The following is a 19,336-nucleotide window of genomic DNA, read 5'->3' as shown; positions in this document are numbered from 1 at the left end:
CGCCAGCGTTCGTCCTGAGCCAGGATCAAACTCTCCACAAAAAAATTTCAGAACAACATCCGAAACAGGCCGTGAAAAGCCCGAAACCCAACAAAAGAACAAACCACCACAAACCACACAACAATGCAGCCCGTGCTGGCGTCCAAAAAATTACTACAAAGAAAAAATAAGTTCCCTCAACCCGACGGGGTCAAAAATAAGGAAACTGAAAAAAGTTGAACACAATCACATGCCAACCAATCCATCTCAATGCAGCCGAAACACCAAACAGCATTCAAAAGGTACGTATTCCACATACCCAACCGGCACACACCAACCAACAAACCACCTAGGTCTATTGGCAGACAAACCAATCAACACACAACCATGCACACAAAAAATAAAAAGTACATTGGCACACTATTGAGTTCTCAAACATCATCACCACACAACAACCACACACACTTTGGCGTGTAGCTCATTGTGAGCAAAAAGAATTTTGTTTTGTCAGGGCCTGTTTTCCTATCGCCGCTTCAGCCAGGAACTTTTCTGTTCCTGTGGGGCGCTGTCGGTCGCGCTGACTCGTATTAAGTTACACAGCGACTTAAACAAACACAAATCCCCAGGCCAACCCTTCTTTTGAGCGGTTTAATCTATGCCCATCCAAGCGCTTATTCCGCCACGGTGAGCGTTTGCTCGGCGAATGTACGCGGGCAGCATCAAAGCCCAGACTGTATAGAAGGCCACCGCCAAGAAGAGCTGGGCAACCGCGGAGACCGGCACCAGAGTGCGCAGAAGTGCCATCCCAGCAATGAGGACCAGGTAGAGAGCGAATAAGTGCCAGTTCTTCTTTCCCAGAAATTCCAGACTGACCACTATAGGGGCGCAGGTGGCACTAAGCAGCACGATGTCCGCTACAAGTTCACCGTTGTTTGCCAGTACTGCGCTGGAGGTGGTCGCGACTAGGACAGGTATCAGGCCGAGCACGGCAGTATGCCGGGACCAAACAGCACGGCTTCCACCAAGTACCGTGTATTCGCGCAGAGATACTCGCAAGCTGTGGAGAGCTGCAGCGAACATCGCAAATGACAGTGCCCAAATGAAGATGCCAAGGAAACCAAGCAGCGGAACTTCCTCCTTATACCGGTTAAGCACATACCCGATTGCTTGGGCCAGACACGCTGCACCCCATGCCTTGACCTGCGGGCGGTATATCGCTTGCCCAGCCAAGGTGCGGGGGAACCATCCGAAGCCGCTTGAGGGTTGGGTGCCGGTGGTGGTGTACCCGGTCCGTTGAGGCGCAGCTTTGCGGTACATTGCCCACGCCGCTGCGACGGCATAAATGGGCAATGCCCACCACAACTGCACGGTGAGGGCGCCAATAGCTGCCGCCAATGCGCTCAGGGCAACGAGACTGCGGCGATGCTCATTCCAGATTTTCGAACCCAGACCCACCAGCTGGTACTTCTTAAAGTCTGGTGCCAGGGTAAGTATTAGCGACAAGGAAAAGATCACCGGGAACACGTTCCACGTTCCCTGCGCCATGACGGGCATGACCAACAAAGCTAAAAAGAAGAAGGACCAGCTCCACCAATCGCCTAGGTACCACAGTAGTTTCATGCTCTCTCCTCCAATGCCAGCACCGCACGCTCTAAAGAGACCTCAGTGGCGCGCAGACCGTAGGCCTGAGCAGTGCGGAAGATGGGGTCGGTGGCGGTAGAGCGGGCGTCGATAAGCACGCGGTCGCCCAAACCTGTGGTTTCCCTACTGAGCACGCGGAGGTCGAGCTCTGTGACCGCTGCTGTGAGGGCCTCAGAAGGTCCGGTGAGCTCCAGAATTCCCTCGATGAAGTCATCGATGGGACCGGAAATGGGGTTATCCCCCATCAGCGAGACGGTGTCGAGGAGACCTGCTACCTCATTGAGGTGATGGGTAGAGATGACAATTGTGCGGCCGTGCTCCTCGCGCAGCACCTGATAGAAAAGCTCCCGGCGCTGAGTATCGAGGCCCAGATAGGGCTCGTCGAGAAGCATGACCTCGCAGCCAGAAGCAACGGCGAAGATAAATCCCACCGCAGACTTTTGCCCGCGGGACAGGGCAGAATAGGCCTTGGCCGGCACGTCGAAGCGAACCAGCAGCTCATTGAAGCGCTCCTCATCCCAGCGCGGCCAGCGCGCCTTACCAATAACGCCCAGCTTCCCGATGCCCCAGGAATCCGGCAGTGGGTTATCAATACCCATCAATATGACTCGGTTGAGAACCGACTGCTTGTCAAAGGGTTCCTCGCCGAAGACGGTGATACCGCCAGATTGGATTTGTCCGGCAATTTTGCGCAGGAGCGTGGTTTTGCCAATGCCGTTGGGGCCAACTAAGCCATGTGTGAGGCCATCGGCAAAGGTGAAATCTCGTGTTGTAATCATGAGTACATTCCTCGGCTTTCTGCAACGCGATCAAATAGGTCGTGGAGTTGGGCGCGGTTATAGCCCAGACGAACGGCTTCGTCGACAAGCGGTGCCATGTATTCCGCCGCGAAATCGGCGCGGCGGCGCTCCCGGATCGTTTTCAGGGCGCCTTCTGCCACGAACATGCCGATGCCGCGGCGCTTATCCAGCACCCCGATATCCACCAGGAGGCTGATGCCCTTGCGGGCAGTGGCCGGGTTGATGTTGTGAAAATCAGCAAGCTCATTAGTGGAAGGGGCCCTATCCCCCTCGCCCAAGGTTCCGTCCACGATGGCGTCCTCCACCAAGGAAGCAATCTGGCGGAAGAGTGGTTGCGTGGAATTATCCATTGACTCTCGGTTCGTTGGTTAGTTACTTGTGTAACTAACCATATCGGCAACACCCCACCCCTGCAATACTTCCAAAGAGAAAACTTTTTTGCTGCCACTGCGCTGGGATTTTGTCCAAGGTTATCGACGTTTTGTGACTAATGGGGCACACTGGAAACCACAAAGATTTTTATTTAGAACAATTAGAACGGAACTTAGGAGCCATGCTTGAACGCACACTCGTCTTTGTCGATACCTCATACTTGCTCGCTAGCTTTTATAACTCGTGGGAAACGGGTGCCCGCGCACAACTAGAGATTGACCTGCCCGAGGTAGTCAGCACTATGGGCGGGATGATCGAGAACCAACTTGGGACCCCCATCCAACGCCAATACTGGTATGACGGCATTCCCGACACCGGCCCGCACCGCTACCAGCGTGCACTACGCACCTGCGAAGGGGTCCAGCTGCGCACCGGTCAGCTCATCGAATGGGGCGAGCGCCGCACCCAAAAGGCCGTAGATACCCGCCTCGTGGCAGACATGGTCATCGCCGCCATGAAGGGCCAATTCACTGACTTTGTGCTCGTCAGTGGCGATGCGGACATGATTCCCGGCGCTCAAGCAGCCGTGGATAACGGCATCCGCGTCCATCTTTATGGGTTTGGCTGGGACTCCATGTCCTCCGCACTGCGCCATGCCTGCGATTCCACCACCATCTTGGACCCTCGCGAGGACTTCGCAGACGCTATGGAATTGCAGGTCCTAGAAGGCCCGCTTCCTCCAGTGGTGCGCGAAAATGCGCATAAAGATGGCGAGGAAATGCCCGAACCGGATGACTGCGGCGAGCCCTCAGAGGTGGAGGCAGCCTTCGGCGCCACAGAAAAACCCACCCCGGCCCCGACGCCCAAGCCGGCTCCGCCCAAGGCGAATGCTGCAGAGGATTCCCCCGCCGAGGAGGACTCTCCCGCGGAGAAGCCGGCGCCCAAGCCATCCATGATGGCACCACGCCGCAAGCTGCGCTCCAAGTATGTGCCGCTGCCGGAAGAAGTATGGAGCTCTGCTGGGTTCCAATCCCCATTCGACGTGGGCCAGCAATACGCCTCGTGGTGGTTCGATAACGCTGCTAGCACCGAGCAGCGCGATCAGGCACATCTGCTTTCTGGCGGCGGGCTTCCCCCAGAGATCGACCGCCCACTATTGCAGTTTGCCTGCGAAACCCTACACGAATACACCCTGACCGAAACCCAGCGCGTGAACCTGCGCGATGGATTCCACTCAGGTATTCGTGGGGTTCTGATTAACGTTCGCCGGCAAAATTAATCGCCGGATTCGAGCTCTTTCTTCTTTTTAAGATCCGCCCGGATGGCATCGAGGCGCGCAGTCGCCTTCATGTCATTGCCGGCGGCTTGGATCTCATTAATGCGATCGCCACCGGTGGCGTGCTGCAATTCTTGGGCGCCAAGCGCATCGGCGTAGCGCTTTTCAATCTTGGCACGCACGGAATCAAGAGTAGGTACAGAATCGTCCGGGTTGAGCTGATTCATGGAATCAATAGCCTGGGCGTTCTTTTCTTGCATAGCCGCCTGGTCCGCCTGAGCCTCCAGCTGGCTAACCTGCGCTAGTTGTTCCTTCAAGCGCGCCTCAGACTGCTGCTGCTGGCTCTTGGCCTGCGCGGCAGCCTGCTCCGCGGCGGCGTATTGCTGCTTAACGTCTTCTAGCTCCTGCTCCACTGCAACCAGCTGGGACGCAACAACTTCGGCAGCCTGATTGTACTCTGAGGCCTTTTGCGGATCTTCTGCCGAATCCGCCAGCTCAAGCGCACGCTGAGTTTGAGACTGGTAATCCTGCTGGGACTTGACCAGGCGGTTCATCTGCATCTCCAGCTGGGACTTATGACCGATGATTTCTGCGGCGTGATCAGAGATCTGCTGGTGCTGCTCCTTCGCGGCCTGAACGGCCTGCTGGATCTGCACCTTTGGGTCAGCGTTCTCATCAATCTTTTGATCGAAGGAACTCATCATGTACTTCCAGCCCTTGCTGAAGGGATTAGCCATTATCTTCTCCTTTGGTCATAAAAAAGACGCTTTCTAGCGAGTTTAGCGATACTCACCAGAAAGCGCCGAGGAAGTTGGTGGGATTAACCCTGCGCATTCTGCTCTTCTACCTGGCGGCGAACCTCTTCCATGTCGAGGTCCTTCACCTGCTTCAACAGGTCCTCCAAGGCCGCGGGAGGCAGAGCTCCAGCTTCACGGAAGACAAGGATGCCATCGCGGAAGATCATCAACGTAGGAATCGACTGAATCTCCAACGCGGATGCGAGGCCCTGGTTGGCCTCGGTATCGAGCTTGGCAAAGGTAGCATCCGTGTGCTCTTCGGAGGCCTTTTCAAAAACCGGCGCAAAGCGCTTGCAGGGGCCGCACCAATCGGCCCACGCGTCTACGAGCGTAATGCCCTCGCCGGTAACGGTTTCTTCAAAGTTTTCTTCGGTGACATCGATAGTAGCCATGGTTGTTCTAACTCCTTTGCGGATTGCTTTATTCCCCAACGTACATGAAATATCCTTGCTATATACCCCTAGGGGGTATAAAATGGGCCCGGAAACCAACCCTAAGAAAGGATCATCATGAGCACCAAGAACTACACCGTAGAGGGCATGACCTGCGGACATTGCGAAATGTCGGTAAAAGAAGAGGTCGGCGAAATTTCTGGCGTTAGCGAGGTCACTGCTGACCACACCACCGGCGCCGTAACGGTTACCGGCACCGATTTCACCGATGAACAGGTAGCAGCCGCCGTGGCTGAGGCCGGCTACACGCTGAAGTAGGAACCACCATGTCCCACTTGGACCTTGGCGTAACAGGAATGACGTGCACCTCCTGCTCCTCCCGCGTCGAGCGCAAGCTAAACAAGCTCGAGGGAGTAAGCGCCAGCGTCAATTTCGCTACCGAGGCGGCGGCCATCGAGTACGACTCCCAGACGGTAAGTCCACAGGAGCTCATTTCGGTGGTGGAGGGCGCAGGTTACGGCGCCTTCGATATGGCGGGGGCGAAGACGGAGGAGCCCCAGGCCGAGAAAAGCCGTGACGGGGGCCTGCTGCGCCGCACCATTATCTCGGGTGCCCTATCGCTGCCGCTCATGGTGGTCTCGATGTGGCCAGCACTGCAATTTCCCAATTGGCAGTGGGCCTGCGCCATCGTGGCCACCATCGTTTATATCTTTGGTGGCGCGCCTTTCCACACCGCTACGTGGACAAACCTCAAGCACGGTTCTTTCACCATGGACACGCTTATCACCATGGGAACCTCAGCGGCCTACTTTTGGTCGCTATGGGCACTGTTTTTCGGCAACGCGGGCGAACCGGGCATGAAAATGCACATGACACTGGACGCGAATGCGGCGCAGATGGATCACATCTATTTCGAGTCCGTGGGCATGGTCATTACCTTCCTCCTGCTCGGTCGGTGGTTCGAGGCGCGGGCCAAAGGCCAGTCCTCTGAGGCCCTGCGGGAGCTGCTCTCCTTAGGCGCTAAGGAAGCATCGGTGCTGCGCGAGGGAGGCGAACAGCGCATTCCAATTGCCCAATTGCAGGTGGGCGATGTCTTCGTAGTACGCCCAGGCGAGAAGATCGCCACCGACGGCATCGTCGTTTCCGGCAACTCAGCAGTCGACGCCTCCATGATTACCGGCGAGCCCGTGCCCGTTGAGGTCGGCCCCGGCGATGCGGTGACCGGCGCAACCATTAATGCCTCCGGCAAGCTCGAGGTCCGAGCGACCAAGGTGGGCGAGGATACGGTACTGGCCCAAATGGCCCAGCTGGTCACGGATGCACAAACGTCCAAGGCGCCAGTGCAGCGCCTCGTGGACCGCATTGCGCAAGTCTTCGTCCCCGCGGTCATTGCCATAGCAGTGCTGACACTCCTTGCCCATCTCCTCTTCGGCGGGGTGGCCCCAGCGTTTATCGCCGCGGTCTCCGTCCTCATTGTGGCCTGCCCTTGCGCCATGGGCTTGGCGACGCCCACCGCAATCCTCGTCGGCACCGGCCGCGGCGCGCAGCTGGGGCTTGTCATTAAAGGCCCGGAAATCCTGGAATCTACGCGGCAAATCGATACCATCGTCATGGATAAGACCGGAACGGTCACGGCCGGAGAGATGTCCGTTGCCGCCGTACACGGCGACGTCCTCGACTTGGCCGCGGCCGTGGAACACAATTCCGAGCACCCCATCGCTCGCGCTATCGCCCGGGAAAGCACGGTGGAACCAGCTACCGATTTTGCAGTAGTTTCAGGCGGCGTGGAAGGAACTGTGGAGGGGGTCCGGGTGGGCGTCGGCAAGCCGCAAGGCCCCTTGGGTGACTTAGAAGCACCGTTCCGCGAGGCACAAGATTCTGGTGCCACGCCGGTGGTCGTCACTGTCAACGGACAGCCTGCAGGCATCATTGAGGTACGCGATACCCTCAAGCCGAGCTCGGCCGCCGCTGTGGCACAGATGAAGGAGCTAGGGCTTACCCCTTACCTGCTGACCGGCGATAATGCCGGGGCCGCCCGCGCCGTGGCTGCCGAGGTAGGAATCGATCACGTCAGCGCCGGGGTCCTGCCCGAGGACAAGGTGAACCACATCAAGGAGCTGCAGGCCGCGGGGCACACCGTGGCGATGGTGGGCGATGGCATTAATGACGCCGCCGCACTGGCCCAAGCCGACCTCGGCCTGGCCATGGGCGCGGGTACCGATGTTGCTATTGAAGCCTCCGATATCACCCTCATGAATGGCGATCTGCGGTGTGCCGCTGATGCTATTCGGCTCTCGCGCCGCACACTAGCAATTATTAAGGGCAACCTCTTCTGGGCCTTTGCCTATAACGTCGTACTCATTCCCGTGGCCGCGCTGGGCTGGCTCAACCCCCTGCTGGCCGGCCTGGCCATGGCGCTAAGCTCTGTTTTCGTGGTTACTAACTCGCTGCGGCTGCGCGGGTTTTCCGCTCGGCGCTAAATAAGGCCGCCGGGGCACCCCTGTGCAGGCTAGCATTGGCGGGGGCGTACACTCCCTCGCCACGAGAGAAAGGACTAGCGCGTGCTCAGCAGGGTATCCCTCGCCGCGTGGACCGCGGTTATGGTCGCGTTAACCACGCTCAAGCCCTTCTACCAGATTGGCTATTTATGGAAGCCAGAAAATCAGCGTGCCCGGGATCTGCGCTGGGTTCCTTTCGATGAATTTTCCGGCGGCAGCTGGTTTGGCCCGCTATTTGAGTACGCGGGCAATACCGCATTCTTCATCCCTTTTGGCTTGCTGGTATTTAGTCTATGCCGCTCCGTTAAGAAGACAGCTGCGTGGGGATTAGGTCTCAGCCTTGTACTAGAGGTGTGCCAGTACGTTTTCGCCCTAGGGCGCACCGATATTGATGATCTTCTCTTCAATACCCTGGGCGCTCTCATCGGCGCAGCGTTCGCCCGTCTGTGCGGCGAACGCCTTTTCCCCGTATGGCGATGGCTGGCGCTTGCCGCAGCTGCGGTTTTCTTGGTACTGGTCATCCTTGGCCCACGATTGGGAGACCCCAACGCGGTGGTGGACCTGTAATTTATCCGTGCGCCATATTGACAAACTTGGAGTAGTGCAGCTGGTGCGCCACCTGCACGGTATCGATCGGGCCGCCACGGTGCTTGGCTAGGATAATATCCGCCTCGCCGGCGCGCTCATTATCACGGTCCTGGGAATCGGGGCGGTAGAGCAGCATGACCATATCGGCGTCCTGCTCCAGCGAGCCAGACTCACGGAGATCCGCAAGCTGCGGCTTTTTATCCGTACGCGCCTCAGGTCCACGGTTCAGCTGCGAGATCGCGATGAGGGGAACCTCCAGCTCCTTGGCCAAGAGCTTCAGCTGGCGGGAGAACTCAGAGACCTCTTGCTGGCGAGACTCGACCTTTTTACCCGAAGACATCAGCTGCAGGTAGTCCAAGACGATGAGGTCCAAGCCGTGCTGCTGTTTGAGGCGGCGGGCTTTGGACCGAATTTCCATCATCGTGAGGTTCGGTGAGTCATCAATGAAGAGTGGGGCGTCTTGCACTCGGTTGAGGGTCTCATCGATTTTTGCCCAGTCTTCGGTGGAAACTCGGCCACCACGCATATCGGCCAGCTTTACCTCTGACTCCGCCGAGAGCAGGCGCATGACAATCTCAGAAGCTGACATCTCGAGCGAGAAAATCACAGAGGACTTGCCGTGCTGCAAAGAGCAGGAACGCATAAAGTCCATGGCTAGGGTCGATTTACCCACACCAGGGCGAGCAGCAACGATGACCATCTGGCCCGCGTGAAGGCCATTGGTTAGCTTATCGAGGTCGATGAAGCCAGTAGGCACACCTAGCTCCACGCCGCCTGCCTGCTGCAGGGCAGCGAGCTCATCGATGGTGGGGTCAATAAGATCCCCCAGGACACGGTAATCTTCTGCCGTCTTGCGCTGGGCGACGGCGAAGACTTCCTGCTGCGCACGGTCCAGGACGGACTCGATTTCTGCATCTTCGGTGCCGGAAAATCCGAGCTGCACTACGCGCGTGCCGGCATCAACAAGCTTGCGCAGCACTGCCTTTTCCGCGACGATTTCGGCGTAGTAGCGAGCGTTGGCCGCCGTTGGCACTGTAGCGAGCAGCGTGTGGAGATAAGGAGCACCGCCGACGCGCTCGAGGTTATTAAAGCGGTCGAGCTGGGAGGCCAAAATGACGGCGTCGACGTCCTTGCCCTCGGAATATAGATCCAGCATGGCGCGGTAAATCAACGTGTGTGCCGGATAGTAGAAATCCTCGGGCTCCAGCTCCTCAATGACTTCCATCACCGTATGGGGACTGAGCAACATGGCACCCAGAACACCCTGCTCCGCTTCGCGGTCTGCGGGGGGCTGGCGGAATTCGCCATAGCGCTTTGGCTCTTCCTGCTGATAGCGACGGCGCGGAGCCGGTTCCTCCTCCGGCGGTGGCTCCGGTGGTAGGTGTTCATCATCAAAACTGGCGTTGGTCATGGTCTCCCCCTTGTAGCTATTCGAGCGTCCGAGCATATCGGAATCTCAGTTTAGTCTAGTGCCCGGACACCACCCCCTGGGCATAACTTCCACAGTTATCCACAGGGCAATGTGAAAATTGCAGGTCGCGGGAGCCTTAGCCCATATTTGCCCTGCATAGGCCTGTGGATAACTTCAAAACCCCATGACCTGCATAAATCAAAGACCCAGCTCAGAGCATGTTTTTCCAGATGTGACAATAGGCACATCCTTGGTGGATAAGCGGCCTGACCTGCGAGTTAATAAAGAGGCCTCCGCGTAAACAGTGAGTTAAATTGCCAAAGAGTTATCCACAGAATTCCACAGTTATCCACAGGCCGGTTAAAACGCGCTAAAGGCCCCAAGTTCCTGCCACCTCACATAGCAGGAACTTGAGGCCTAAAGCGTTGCTGTTGTCTTTGGGTCTATATGGACCGTCGTGCGCCTAGTTAGGCAGCAACGACCGAGAAGTTCACCTTGCCGATAACATCAGCGTGCAGCTTCAGCTCGACCTGGTAGTTGCCGGTCTTCTTGACCAGGCCCTTAGGAAGCACAACGATGCGCTTATCCAGCTTAGGGCCACCGGCCTTGGAGACGGCGTTGACAATGTCTTCTGCTTGAACGGAACCGAAGAGCTTACCGGATTCGGAGGTCTTAACCTCTACCTTGACATCCGTCAGCTGCTCGAGCTGGTTGCGGACCTCACGTGCGTGATCCAGGTCGCGAATCTCGCGAGCTTCCTGGGCGCGCTTGATGCCCTCAATCTGCTTCTCTGCGCCGCGGGTAGCCACGATGGCCAGGCCGCGAGGAAGCAGGTAGTTACGTCCGTAGCCGTCCTTAACCTCAACAATTTCGCCAGCGGCGCCGAGGTTCTCAACGGCAGCGGTGAGGATCAGCTTCATGATCCCTGCCTTTCAATTGAGTTAGTTGAATAGTTGCGGGTGACAGACTTAGAACGGAGGTTCAGAATCAGCGCCTCCGAAACCACCTGCAGGTGGTGCGGAGTTCCACGGATCCTCAGAAGGAGCCTGGTTCTGCTGCGGCTGCTGTTGCTGGCCGCCTCCAAAACCGCCTTGATTATTGTTATTCGAGCGCTGCTGGCCGCCGCCAAAGTTATTGCCGCCCTCACGCGGATTGCGGTTTACCTGAGCGGTGGCGTAGCGCAGAGACGGACCGACTTCGTCGACGTCAATCTCGAATACGGTGCGGTTATCGCCCTCACGGGTCTGGAAGGAACGCTGCTTCAAGCGGCCGGTAACGATGACGCGCATGCCCTTCGACATAGTCTCGGCAACGTTTTCCGCTGCCTGACGCCATACGTTGCAGGTCAGGAACATAGCTTCGCCGTCTTCCCACTGATTCGTCTGCGAGTTATAGCGACGAGGGGTGGAGGCGACGCGGAAGTTAGCTACTGCCGCACCCGCCGGGGTGAAGCGCAGCTCGGGGTCAGCAACGATGTTGCCTACCACCGTGATATTGGTATCTCCCTGTGCCATGTCTTTACTCCTTATCGGTTACGTGGATTGTGCTTGATCCCAGTATCCGTTACTTGCTGTCGGTGCGCAGAACCTTGGTACGCAGGATGGTGTCGTTCAGGTTCAGACGGCGGTCGAGTTCGGCAACCGAAGTGTGCTCGCACTCCAGGTTGACGACGGCATAAATGCCCTCTTCCTTCTTGTTGATGGGGTATGCAAGACGGCGCTTGCCCCATACATCAAGGTTCTCAACCTTGCCGCCTTCCTGGCGGACGATTTCGAGGAACTTATCCAGGGACGGGGTTACGGTGCGCTCATCCTGATTAGGATCCAGAATGATCATGACTTCGTAGTGACGCACGGACCTCATCACCTCCTATGGTCTAGTAGTTTTCGGCTGCATCACCTTTGCGGATGCAGCAGGAGGGTACGTTGCGTCAAGCAACCCCACTACAGTACCGCAAATGACCGGCGAAAAGAAATCTAACCAGTGGTCGTTGCGGCGAAAAACACAGCTGCCGTCGCCGGAATGATGGTGAGGAAAAGAATGGCCAAAAGACCCAGCACGATGGGCCCGCGACGATCCTCACGATTGTGGAAGAGCCAGAAGGCTGCCATCACGCAGAGGAATCCCAAAAAGATGGATGCCATTCCGATATAGGTAACGATCATGCGAATGCCCCTGCCAAGGGGTCGCGGCCGGCGTGCGCATCGCGCACCTTATCCGTGGTCTTGCCGCACATCTGGCGAATAACGAGGACAGCCATGGCGATAATGAGGGCGTCGCGGGAGATAATCGCAACGTCAAGCAGCTCGTGCGGAATACCTTTATTGTCTGTTCCCAGCATGTGCCACATGAGTAGGGGCCATACGAGGGCATCGACAAGCGCCCAGCTAAAGACCAAGCGCCAGCGTGGCAGGGCTAGGGCCGCGGGCACTACCAGCCACAGAGAATACTGGGGCGACCATACCTTGTTGAATAGTAAGAAGGCGGCCACGATGAGGTAAACCAGCTCGGCCATGCGCGGCGTCCGCGCGCTGCGCAGGCCCAGCACCGCAATCGCCGCACAGAGAGCCAAAAACGCCACCAGGCTGAAGGTATTGAGGAACTCAGGGCTAAAGCTAATCCCAGTATTGCGGCTGAGCACCGAGTAGATGGTGGTCCACTCCGCACCGCGCTCTTGGTTGAGGCGGAAAAATTCGCGCCATGCCTCCGGATACTTCAGGGCCACCGGCGCGTTGACCACGATCCAGGTCACGGCCGCGCCGAGCAAGGCGTAGAAAAATTGCGGCCAGCGACGATTGCGCACCGCCAAGACCAGGAATGCGCCCAAGAGAAAGAGCGGCCACAGCTTAAAGGAAGTGCCAAGGCCGATGAGGACACCCGCTACGGCAGGGCGCTTGCGCGCGGCGGCCAGGAGCGCACCTACGGCAAAGGCAATGGAGGGGATATCCCAGTTGCTGAAGGCGTGAATAATGATAAGAGGGCTGGCGGCGACGAGGATGGTGTCCCAAGTGCGATTGCCCACCAGCAGGTAGACCATGTAGAGCACGCCTACCCAGATGCACGCCATGACCAAGGCGGTCAGGCCGAAGTACCATCCGGCCTCCGGGATGCCGGCCCACTCAACCAGAGAGTACGTATTGCGGGCGATCCATCCCATCAACCCCTGGAATAGGCCTGCGAGGACTGGGTACTCCATATAGCGGGTCAGGTCACCCTCTTGCCAGGAATAGGCATAGGGGAAGCCGCCTTCATCGAGGCCGCGGCCGCCGTAAAGCGGGATGATGTCGTTATAGCAAAATGAGGTGTACTGGCGGTTGCCCGCCCAATTTAGGTTAATGACCCCGTCATCACCGCGGGTGCCGCCGGCGCAATTAGCCTTCGAGAGGAATCCGCACGCCAGGAAAACCCAGCCGACGGCGATTATGGCGCGCAGCGGGGTCCACCACTGGGTGCGGCGTACACCGGCAAAACGGCCCCTTGGCCCGCCGAGGAATTCAATTACCCCGCGGGCCAAGGGTTCTGAGGAGGCGGGAATGCGCTGGTGCGGATTCGCTGTCACTGCCGCCTACCCTAGGAGGTCTGCCAAGTCGCTATCGGGGCCGATGAGGTCATCCAACGACGGCGCCTCTGGCTGAGCCGGTGCCTGGTTGCTATTACCGCTATTGCCACCATTGCCGCTATTGCCATTGCCGCGTTGCGGTTTCGGGGCTGGCTTCGGGCTCTCCGGCTTGTTCTCCGGCTGAGCCGGCTTGGTTTCCTCTTCCGGAGCTGCTTGCTCGGCAGGGGCCTCGTAGTCCTGGGTATCGCCAGCGCCGCTATCCCAGCTCGGGTCATAGGCCGGAGCAGCCGTTCCGGCGCCCATGTTGCCGAATCCCAGCGGATAGGCAGCCGGGAAGTTTTGGAATTCGGAGTTGGCCAGGGAGTTATCCAGCACGGCCTTCCAAATCTTGGTTGGCGCGCCGGCGCCGTACATAATGCCGCCGTACTGATCGAAGATGGCGGAGGTGTTGTCCGCGGTACCTACCCACACGGCGGTAGCCAGCTGCGGGGTGGCACCGACCATCCAGGCATCCTTGTTATTTCCGGTATCGCCCATCTGAGTGGTGCCGGTCTTTGAGGCGGAAACACGGCCACCGGCAAGAGCGCCATTAGACCATGCGGCCACCGGCTCCATGGCTTCGATGACGTTATTAGCCACGTTGGACGATACGCGGCGCTCGCCCTCGTCTTCGGGGTGCTCGTACAGCACTTCGCCGGCAGCGTTTTCTACGCGCTGCACAAAGTGCGGGTTATGCCACACGCCCTGGTTAGCCAGGGTGGACATTGCGGTGGCCATATCGAGCGGGCGGGACTGGTACTGGCCCAGAACAATGCCTTCGAATGGCTGCTTGCCGTTTTCCGTCAGCGTCTTTTCAATGCCCGGCAGGGACTTAGCCACGCCAAGGGCGTGCGCCATATCTGCGGTGTCCTGCGTGCCGTTCTTGAGGTCTTCCTGCAGGCGAAGGAAGGAGGTATTCAGGGATTGCTTGGTAGCCTCGCGCAGGTTGCATACGCCGCAGCCGCCGCCCACGTTGGTGACAACATCCGAGCCAGGCAGCTGGTACGGAGCGGACGAGTAATTGGTATCTAGGCTGATGCCCTGCTGCAAGGCGGCCGCAAGGGTCATGATCTTGAAAGTAGAACCGGTCTGCAGCGGGGAGTTGGCGTAGTCCCAACCATTGGAATCGTGGCCGCCAAAGTATCCACGGACCGCACCGGTCTTCGAATCGATGGTCACGGAAGCCGCACGCGCATCCTCTTGCAGCGGAGCCATCTGGTCATCGACTGCCTGAATGGTGTTGTTTTGCACATTCATGTCGATGGTGGTGGTGATGCGCAGGCCGCCGGTGGACACCTCGTTTTCGGTGATGCCTACCTCTTCCAGTTCGCGGATGACCTGATCCTTGATGTGGCCATTAGCGCCTGGGGCTTCGGTGTAGGCAGAGTACTCAGCTGGGTCGCGGGTCTCTGGGAAGACCATGCCATCGCGCTGTTCCTGGGTGAGGTCACCCATGTCTACCAAGCCATCAAGGACGTAGTTCCAGCGGTCCTCGGAGCCCTCCTGGTTCACGCGCGGGTCGAGGCCGGACGGGGACTGAATGAGGCCGGCGAGCATGGCGCCTTCCTCCGGAGTGAGGTCCTTGGCGTCCTTATCAAAGTAGGCGTTGGATGCCGCCTGGATGCCGTAGGCATTGCGGCCGAAGTACACGGTGTTGAGGTAGGCGTTGAGAATATCCTCCTTATCCCACTCATTGGTCATCTTCACCGAGTAGATGAGCTCGCGAATCTTGCGCACGTAGGAGTATTCGTTGCCCACCAACGTGTTTTTCACATACTGCTGGGTAATGGTGGAACCGCCGCCAGCATCTTCATTGCCGGTTACCTTACCCACCACGGCGCGGCCGAGGCCGGTGAAGGAGAAGCCGGAGTTATCCCAAAAGTCGCGGTCCTCCGCGGCCAGCACGGAGTCCTGCACGTATTCCGGGATTTCATCCAGCTGCACGTGGGTGCGGTTGCCTTCCGGCGGCACCAAGCGGGCGAGCTGGGTCTGATTATCACCCGCATAGATGGTGGAGACCTGGTTATTGGCCAGGTCCTTGGGCTCCGGAACGGAGTATTGCGAGTATGCGTAGGCAAAAAGTCCTGCGGGCAGTGCTACAAAGACCAGTAGGAACGCCAAAACGACCCACGGCCAGATGCGGCGCTTCTTTGTCGCCTGCTTTTTGCTGGGGCGAGCCCCCTTAGCGGACTTGCCGGTAGATTCCTTCTCGGTCACTGATTCGTGTCCTCATTCATCCCTGATCACAAACTAAATAATTGCAGCTTACTGCCTAAGGCGGTGCGCGGGAAACTAACACGCGTTAAATGCAGTAGCAGAACGCAACAAGTGGTTCCACCGGCACTGGCGGCATACCTCCACCTCGTGCACCGTAAACTCCAAGCCCTCAGCTACAAACTCCGCTATTTCTTTCTCACTGCGGGCACTCCCGGCGCGACGACCGAGGTTCTCGCCATAGACCCAGCGCGTAAGCCGCAAAGGCTCGCCGCACACGGGGCATTCCTTATCCATGGTGCGCCCGTGGTGCTCAGCTGCGGCGCGCAGCAAAAAGTCAGCATCGCACACGTCCTTCCGCGTGAGCTGCCCGGCGCGAAATTCGCGCAAGTGGTGGGCGCGCTCCCACTCATGGGAGAGCACGTGCTTATAGGCAACGGAATTCACCCGGATCATCCTAATTACCTCTTCTTGATCGATCCACATGGCGTTATGCCACCGTAGGGCATAATTTTCGGCTTACCCTTGCGCAGTCACTGACAGCTACAACTCATGGAGTTAAAGGAGTAGACCGTGTCCGAAAAAGTAAAGGTCGCCATCGTGGGCGTCGGCAACTGCGCCACGTCCCTCATTGAAGGCGTGGAGTTTTATCGCAACGCCGCGGCCGATGCAGATATTCCCGGTTTGATGCACGCCCAGTTTGGCCCGTACCACGTAGGCGATGTGGAATTCGTTGCCGCCTTCGACGTGGATGCGGACAAGGTGGGCAAGGATCTGGCGGAGGCTACGCGCAGCTCCCGCAATTGCACCATTTCCATTACCGACGTCCCTGAGCTGGGCGTTACCGTGCAGCGCGGTCCTACCCTGGACGGCCTCGGCCGGTACTACCAAGAATCCATCGCGGAATCGGAAGCCCCGCTTGCCGACGTCCCCGCCGTACTCCGCCAGTCCGGCGCCGACGTCGTAGTCTCCTACCTACCGGTGGGCTCTGAAGAAGCGGATAAGTTCTACGCCCAGGCGGCCATCGATGCCGGCTGCGCCTTTGTCAACGCCTTGCCGGTCTTTATTGCCTCTGATCCGGTATGGGCGAAGAAGTTCGAAGACGCCGGGCTGCCCATCGTGGGCGATGATATTAAGTCCCAGGTGGGCGCGACCATTACTCACCGCGTCATGGCGAAGCTTTTTGAAGATCGCGGCGTGCGTTTGGAGCGCACCATGCAGCTCAATGTAGGCGGCAATATGGATTTTAAAAATATGCTCGAGCGCGAGCGCCTCGAATCCAAAAAGATCTCCAAGACGCAGGCCGTAACCTCTAACCTGCACAACTCACCCATCGCCGGCAAGCAGGAGGACCGCAACGTCCACATCGGACCTTCCGATTACGTGGAATGGCTTGATGACCGTAAGTGGGCCTATGTCCGCTTAGAGGGTTCCGCCTTCGGCGAAGTACCGCTGAACTTGGAGTACAAGCTGGAGGTCTGGGACTCGCCAAACTCCGCCGGCATCATCATTGATGCCGTGCGCGCCGCCAAGATTGCTCTCGACCGCGGGGTGGCGGGCCCGGTACTGGCTGCCTCGTCCTACTTGATGAAATCCCCGCCGGTGCAAAAGGCCGATGACGTGGCGCGCGCCGAGCTAGAAGACTTTATTGCCGGAAACTAATTTTTTAACTTCCGAACTACCGCGCAGGGAAAACGGGCTATACAATCGTTTTCTATGACGCAGCAACATGAGGAGAAGGGCCCCGCTCAATCCCCGTCTACGTACGAGGATGCTGTCGAGGTCGCGCGTTCCATCCAGCCGTCGCTCAATAAGCTCATTCTTATTTTCCAGCGCACGGCGGAAGGCTCCTCATTGACCACCTCGCAGGTGTCCATCATGAACCAGCTGCGTATGCGCGGACCGTCCCGCGTTTCCACCATCGCGCAGGCAGAACTTATCCGCATGCCCACCGCCTCCAACGCGCTCTATCAGCTAGAGCGCCGCGGCTACGTGGAACGCCACCGCGATGAAGAGGACCGCCGCGGCGTCTTGGTAGCGCTGACGCAACTAGGCGAATCCGAACTAGCCATCGTCTCGCAGCAGCGTGCCTCCGCCCTAGCAGAGATCATGCGGTGGCTCGAGCCGAAGGATTTGGAGACCGCGAACGACGTTGCCACCGTCATCTCCAAGCTGGCTGATGTCTATCGCCCCACAATGAACGGCGAACAGCACTAGTTTTGCCCGCGGTGATTTCATTTTTCGTGGGCTTAACGTGATAATTGAGAAAACGAAAACCGTAATCTCTCACTAGTTCACTCCGTATGGCAACTGATTCTTCCGATGGGCATCTGCCGGCCTTGAGCAAGGGCTCGGCCGATAAACCCCTTCGTATTCTTATTTCTTGGAGCCCTTCTTCCTCCGGCACCGAGGCTCTAGATTGTGCCGCGTGGCTCTCCCGTACCGCCACTACCCAGGTGCGGGTCATCTCTACCGTGTTCCAGCCGTGGACTACTACTTCCCTCACCAAGCTGGGCGGAAAATATAAGAAATGGTTTAAAGCACAAAAGGAGGCCTGCGCGGCCGCTACCCATGCCGCCCTCGATGAAGCTGGTGTGCCCCGCAGCTGCTGGGATGACAAGCCTTCCCTCTTGGTCGACGGGCCTTCGCGCCCCCACCTACTGACGGAGATGGCCAAGAAATTCCAGGCAGACCTCATCATCTTAGGCCCCAACCAGGCTGCGCCAAAGGGCCGTTTCTTTGCTGGTTCTACGGCCGATACCTTGCTGCATTATTCTCCTCAGCCGTTGGGTTTAGTGCCACGCAAGGTAAAGCTGTCCAAGCACGGCGTCACCCGCTTTAACTTTGCCATCACCGAACGCAGCCCGCGCGAAGATCATGAGATGCTCGCCGCAGCGGAGCTCGCCAACCGCTGGAATCTGCCGCTGCGCCTGCTTGTCTTCTCAGCAAAGGGACTGCTCAATACGCCGTCGAAAGACAAGCACGATATGGCGCTCAAGCTGGCAGCCGAGTGGCTCGAGGATTCCCTCGCCATGCTGGACCGCGCCCGCGATAGCATCCAAGAAAAATTCCCCGATCTGGATGTCACCTCAGAAATCGGTTCCGGTGCAGGCTGGGGCGGGGCGGTGGATTCGCTCAAGTGGAAGAAGGGCGATCTGATGCTCATGGCCTCCACCCCGCAGGGCCCCATCGCCCGCGTGTTCTTGGGATCTACCGCCACGGAGCTGCTGCCGCATATTCGGGTGCCTATCTTGGTCCACCCATCCTGCGGTTAGGATTGGGGCATGAGCCTGCGACCAGAGCATCCCGAAAACGATCTGACCTCCGATGCGGACTATGCCAATCTGCGCCGCCCGGAACCGCGGAGCTTTGATGAGCTGGCCGATGAACCGGACCCCTTAGAGGTTGCTGCCGCCAACCGCCGCTCCACCCGCCAGGCCGTCTGGTACATGATCGGCGTTCTTGTGCTCTCCGCGCTTTATGGTTTCGCGGTCGCGCTCGTCACCCGGCTCTCCGGCGGCCCCTTGTGTGAGAATGGCACCGCCACATGGCTCTGCACCGACGGGCAGCGCACCTTCTTTAGCCTGACCACCCCGATCATTCCCTTCTTCGGCATGATCGGCTGCGCCATCATCATGGTGCGCAAGCTGCACCGCTATCTGCGGTGGCGCAGTTGGATGGCCATTTTCTGGGTAATGGCCTGCAATTTCATGCTGTGGACCATTACCGATATCCAGCTGTTCCTCATGGACTCGGCCGCCGCATAGAAA

At 58.3% G+C, this 19,336-nt stretch carries 21 protein-coding genes; 8 read left to right on the top strand and 13 right to left on the bottom strand.

Annotated features, from left to right (window positions below; translation table 11 throughout):
- Positions 1 to 627: 627 nt before the first annotated feature.
- From MHY13_RS07500 to MHY13_RS07490, 3 genes are read right to left on the bottom strand one after another with little or no spacing between them, the layout of a single operon-like run.
- On the bottom strand, positions 628 to 1,599 hold the full coding sequence (locus MHY13_RS07500) for a beta-carotene 15,15'-monooxygenase (RefSeq protein ID WP_239282641.1): 972 nt from the start codon (positions 1,597 to 1,599) through the stop codon (positions 628 to 630).
- Entirely contained in the window at positions 1,596 to 2,399 is an 804-nt protein-coding gene (locus tag MHY13_RS07495; protein WP_239193632.1) for an AAA family ATPase, read from the bottom strand. The genes MHY13_RS07500 and MHY13_RS07495 overlap by 4 nt, the downstream gene beginning before the upstream one ends.
- On the bottom strand, positions 2,396 to 2,770 hold the full coding sequence (locus MHY13_RS07490) for a GntR family transcriptional regulator (protein ID WP_005327000.1): 375 nt from the start codon (positions 2,768 to 2,770) through the stop codon (positions 2,396 to 2,398). The genes MHY13_RS07495 and MHY13_RS07490 overlap by 4 nt, the downstream gene beginning before the upstream one ends.
- 203 nt (positions 2,771 to 2,973) lie before the next feature.
- Between MHY13_RS07490 and MHY13_RS07485 the strand changes: the two genes are divergently transcribed.
- Positions 2,974 to 4,071 carry an NYN domain-containing protein gene (locus MHY13_RS07485; protein WP_239282639.1) on the top strand — a complete coding sequence of 366 codons (1,098 nt, stop codon included), beginning with the start codon at positions 2,974 to 2,976 and terminating at the stop codon, positions 4,069 to 4,071.
- Here the strand turns inward: MHY13_RS07485 and MHY13_RS07480 are convergent.
- Together MHY13_RS07480 and trxA are read right to left on the bottom strand one after the other, a co-directional pair.
- Positions 4,068 to 4,805: a PspA/IM30 family protein gene (locus MHY13_RS07480; RefSeq protein WP_005325958.1), complete on the bottom strand. Its 738-nt coding sequence runs from the start codon at positions 4,803 to 4,805 to the stop codon at positions 4,068 to 4,070. The two genes, MHY13_RS07485 and MHY13_RS07480, sit on opposite strands and share 4 nt — an antisense overlap.
- 83 nt (positions 4,806 to 4,888) lie before the next feature.
- Entirely contained in the window at positions 4,889 to 5,257 is a 369-nt protein-coding gene (gene trxA / locus MHY13_RS07475) for a thioredoxin (RefSeq protein WP_049377058.1), read from the bottom strand.
- Positions 5,258 to 5,374: 117 nt separating this feature from the next.
- On the opposite strand from trxA, the gene MHY13_RS07470 reads away from it, so the two are divergent.
- The 3 genes from MHY13_RS07470 to MHY13_RS07460 all read left to right on the top strand — a co-directional run bounded on the left by MHY13_RS07470 (position 5,375) and on the right by MHY13_RS07460 (position 8,322).
- Positions 5,375 to 5,575, top strand: a complete 201-nt coding sequence (locus MHY13_RS07470) for a heavy-metal-associated domain-containing protein (RefSeq protein WP_005325954.1) — start codon at positions 5,375 to 5,377, stop codon at positions 5,573 to 5,575.
- Between the two features lie 8 nt (positions 5,576 to 5,583).
- Positions 5,584 to 7,737 (top strand): cation-translocating P-type ATPase, encoded by a 2,154-nt coding sequence (locus tag MHY13_RS07465; protein ID WP_239282637.1) that lies wholly within the window; start codon positions 5,584 to 5,586, stop codon positions 7,735 to 7,737.
- A 120-nt stretch (positions 7,738 to 7,857) separates the two neighbouring features.
- Positions 7,858 to 8,322, top strand: coding sequence for a VanZ family protein (locus MHY13_RS07460; RefSeq protein ID WP_239230174.1), 465 nt, complete (start codon positions 7,858 to 7,860; stop codon positions 8,320 to 8,322).
- A 1-nt stretch (position 8,323) separates the two neighbouring features.
- Here MHY13_RS07460 and dnaB read toward each other — a convergent pair whose 3' ends face one another.
- The 8 genes from dnaB to MHY13_RS07420 all read right to left on the bottom strand — a co-directional run bounded on the left by dnaB (position 8,324) and on the right by MHY13_RS07420 (position 16,022).
- Complete coding sequence (dnaB, locus tag MHY13_RS07455) at positions 8,324 to 9,754, bottom strand: replicative DNA helicase (protein ID WP_005325950.1); 1,431 nt, start codon at positions 9,752 to 9,754, stop codon at positions 8,324 to 8,326.
- Positions 9,755 to 10,221: 467 nt separating this feature from the next.
- Entirely contained in the window at positions 10,222 to 10,674 is a 453-nt protein-coding gene (rplI, locus tag MHY13_RS07450; RefSeq protein ID WP_005325949.1) for a 50S ribosomal protein L9, read from the bottom strand.
- A 48-nt stretch (positions 10,675 to 10,722) separates the two neighbouring features.
- A complete protein-coding gene (locus MHY13_RS07445; protein WP_005325943.1) occupies positions 10,723 to 11,268 on the bottom strand; it encodes a single-stranded DNA-binding protein in 546 nt (181 codons plus the stop codon).
- A gap of 49 nt (positions 11,269 to 11,317) precedes the next feature.
- Positions 11,318 to 11,608: a 30S ribosomal protein S6 gene (gene rpsF, locus MHY13_RS07440; RefSeq protein WP_005326996.1), complete on the bottom strand. Its 291-nt coding sequence runs from the start codon at positions 11,606 to 11,608 to the stop codon at positions 11,318 to 11,320.
- Positions 11,609 to 11,730: 122 nt separating this feature from the next.
- Positions 11,731 to 11,919 carry a hypothetical protein gene (locus tag MHY13_RS07435; RefSeq protein WP_198492222.1) on the bottom strand — a complete coding sequence of 63 codons (189 nt, stop codon included), beginning with the start codon at positions 11,917 to 11,919 and terminating at the stop codon, positions 11,731 to 11,733.
- Positions 11,916 to 13,313 carry a glycosyltransferase family 87 protein gene (locus tag MHY13_RS07430; RefSeq protein WP_204610732.1) on the bottom strand — a complete coding sequence of 466 codons (1,398 nt, stop codon included), beginning with the start codon at positions 13,311 to 13,313 and terminating at the stop codon, positions 11,916 to 11,918. Before MHY13_RS07430 ends, MHY13_RS07435 begins: the two co-directional genes overlap by 4 nt.
- Positions 13,314 to 13,319: 6 nt before the next feature.
- Positions 13,320 to 15,569, bottom strand: coding sequence for a transglycosylase domain-containing protein (locus MHY13_RS07425; RefSeq protein WP_239282635.1), 2,250 nt, complete (start codon positions 15,567 to 15,569; stop codon positions 13,320 to 13,322).
- A 75-nt stretch (positions 15,570 to 15,644) separates the two neighbouring features.
- Positions 15,645 to 16,022, bottom strand: coding sequence for a DUF5318 family protein (locus tag MHY13_RS07420; protein WP_239282633.1), 378 nt, complete (start codon positions 16,020 to 16,022; stop codon positions 15,645 to 15,647).
- A gap of 117 nt (positions 16,023 to 16,139) precedes the next feature.
- Between MHY13_RS07420 and MHY13_RS07415 the strand changes: the two genes are divergently transcribed.
- The 4 genes from MHY13_RS07415 (at position 16,140) to MHY13_RS07400 (ending at position 19,333) form a co-directional block, all read left to right on the top strand.
- The gene (locus tag MHY13_RS07415; protein ID WP_239282631.1) at positions 16,140 to 17,228 is read left to right on the top strand and encodes an inositol-3-phosphate synthase; all 1,089 of its coding nucleotides are present in this window, start codon (positions 16,140 to 16,142) and stop codon (positions 17,226 to 17,228) included.
- Positions 17,229 to 17,282: 54 nt separating this feature from the next.
- Positions 17,283 to 17,783, top strand: a complete 501-nt coding sequence (locus MHY13_RS07410; RefSeq protein WP_179387141.1) for a MarR family winged helix-turn-helix transcriptional regulator — start codon at positions 17,283 to 17,285, stop codon at positions 17,781 to 17,783.
- 86 nt (positions 17,784 to 17,869) lie between these two features.
- Positions 17,870 to 18,841 (top strand): universal stress protein, encoded by a 972-nt coding sequence (locus MHY13_RS07405; RefSeq protein WP_239193642.1) that lies wholly within the window; start codon positions 17,870 to 17,872, stop codon positions 18,839 to 18,841.
- Positions 18,842 to 18,850: 9 nt separating this feature from the next.
- Entirely contained in the window at positions 18,851 to 19,333 is a 483-nt protein-coding gene (locus MHY13_RS07400; protein ID WP_239282629.1) for a hypothetical protein, read from the top strand.
- Positions 19,334 to 19,336: the final 3 nt, after the last annotated feature.

Origin of the sequence: Corynebacterium sp. ACRPE (assembly GCF_022347435.1) — a bacterium.
Classification (GTDB): Bacteria; Actinomycetota; Actinomycetes; order Mycobacteriales; family Mycobacteriaceae; genus Corynebacterium; species Corynebacterium tuberculostearicum_D.
Note: the sequence above shows the minus strand (reverse complement) of the source record. Positions and strands in the feature narration are given on the sequence as shown.

What these genes read in the sequence shown, in the direction of transcription:
- MHY13_RS07490 (WP_005327000.1), bottom strand. Translation starts at nt 2,770, where the DNA reads ATGGATAATTCCACGCAACCACTCTTCCGCCAGATTGCTTCCTTGGTG.
- MHY13_RS07485 (WP_239282639.1), top strand. Translation starts at nt 2,974, where the DNA reads ATGCTTGAACGCACACTCGTCTTTGTCGATACCTCATACTTGCTCGCT.
- MHY13_RS07410 (WP_179387141.1), top strand. Translation starts at nt 17,283, where the DNA reads ATGACGCAGCAACATGAGGAGAAGGGCCCCGCTCAATCCCCGTCTACG.
- MHY13_RS07445 (WP_005325943.1), bottom strand. Translation starts at nt 11,268, where the DNA reads ATGGCACAGGGAGATACCAATATCACGGTGGTAGGCAACATCGTTGCT.
- MHY13_RS07465 (WP_239282637.1), top strand. Translation starts at nt 5,584, where the DNA reads ATGTCCCACTTGGACCTTGGCGTAACAGGAATGACGTGCACCTCCTGC.
- MHY13_RS07460 (WP_239230174.1), top strand. Translation starts at nt 7,858, where the DNA reads ATGGTCGCGTTAACCACGCTCAAGCCCTTCTACCAGATTGGCTATTTA.
- MHY13_RS07420 (WP_239282633.1), bottom strand. Translation starts at nt 16,022, where the DNA reads ATGATCCGGGTGAATTCCGTTGCCTATAAGCACGTGCTCTCCCATGAG.
- trxA (WP_049377058.1), bottom strand. Translation starts at nt 5,257, where the DNA reads ATGGCTACTATCGATGTCACCGAAGAAAACTTTGAAGAAACCGTTACC.
- MHY13_RS07405 (WP_239193642.1), top strand. Translation starts at nt 17,870, where the DNA reads ATGGCAACTGATTCTTCCGATGGGCATCTGCCGGCCTTGAGCAAGGGC.
- MHY13_RS07470 (WP_005325954.1), top strand. Translation starts at nt 5,375, where the DNA reads ATGAGCACCAAGAACTACACCGTAGAGGGCATGACCTGCGGACATTGC.
- MHY13_RS07500 (WP_239282641.1), bottom strand. Translation starts at nt 1,599, where the DNA reads ATGAAACTACTGTGGTACCTAGGCGATTGGTGGAGCTGGTCCTTCTTC.
- MHY13_RS07435 (WP_198492222.1), bottom strand. Translation starts at nt 11,919, where the DNA reads ATGATCGTTACCTATATCGGAATGGCATCCATCTTTTTGGGATTCCTC.
- MHY13_RS07480 (WP_005325958.1), bottom strand. Translation starts at nt 4,805, where the DNA reads ATGGCTAATCCCTTCAGCAAGGGCTGGAAGTACATGATGAGTTCCTTC.
- rplI (WP_005325949.1), bottom strand. Translation starts at nt 10,674, where the DNA reads ATGAAGCTGATCCTCACCGCTGCCGTTGAGAACCTCGGCGCCGCTGGC.
- MHY13_RS07495 (WP_239193632.1), bottom strand. Translation starts at nt 2,399, where the DNA reads ATGATTACAACACGAGATTTCACCTTTGCCGATGGCCTCACACATGGC.
- MHY13_RS07400 (WP_239282629.1), top strand. Translation starts at nt 18,851, where the DNA reads ATGAGCCTGCGACCAGAGCATCCCGAAAACGATCTGACCTCCGATGCG.
- dnaB (WP_005325950.1), bottom strand. Translation starts at nt 9,754, where the DNA reads ATGACCAACGCCAGTTTTGATGATGAACACCTACCACCGGAGCCACCG.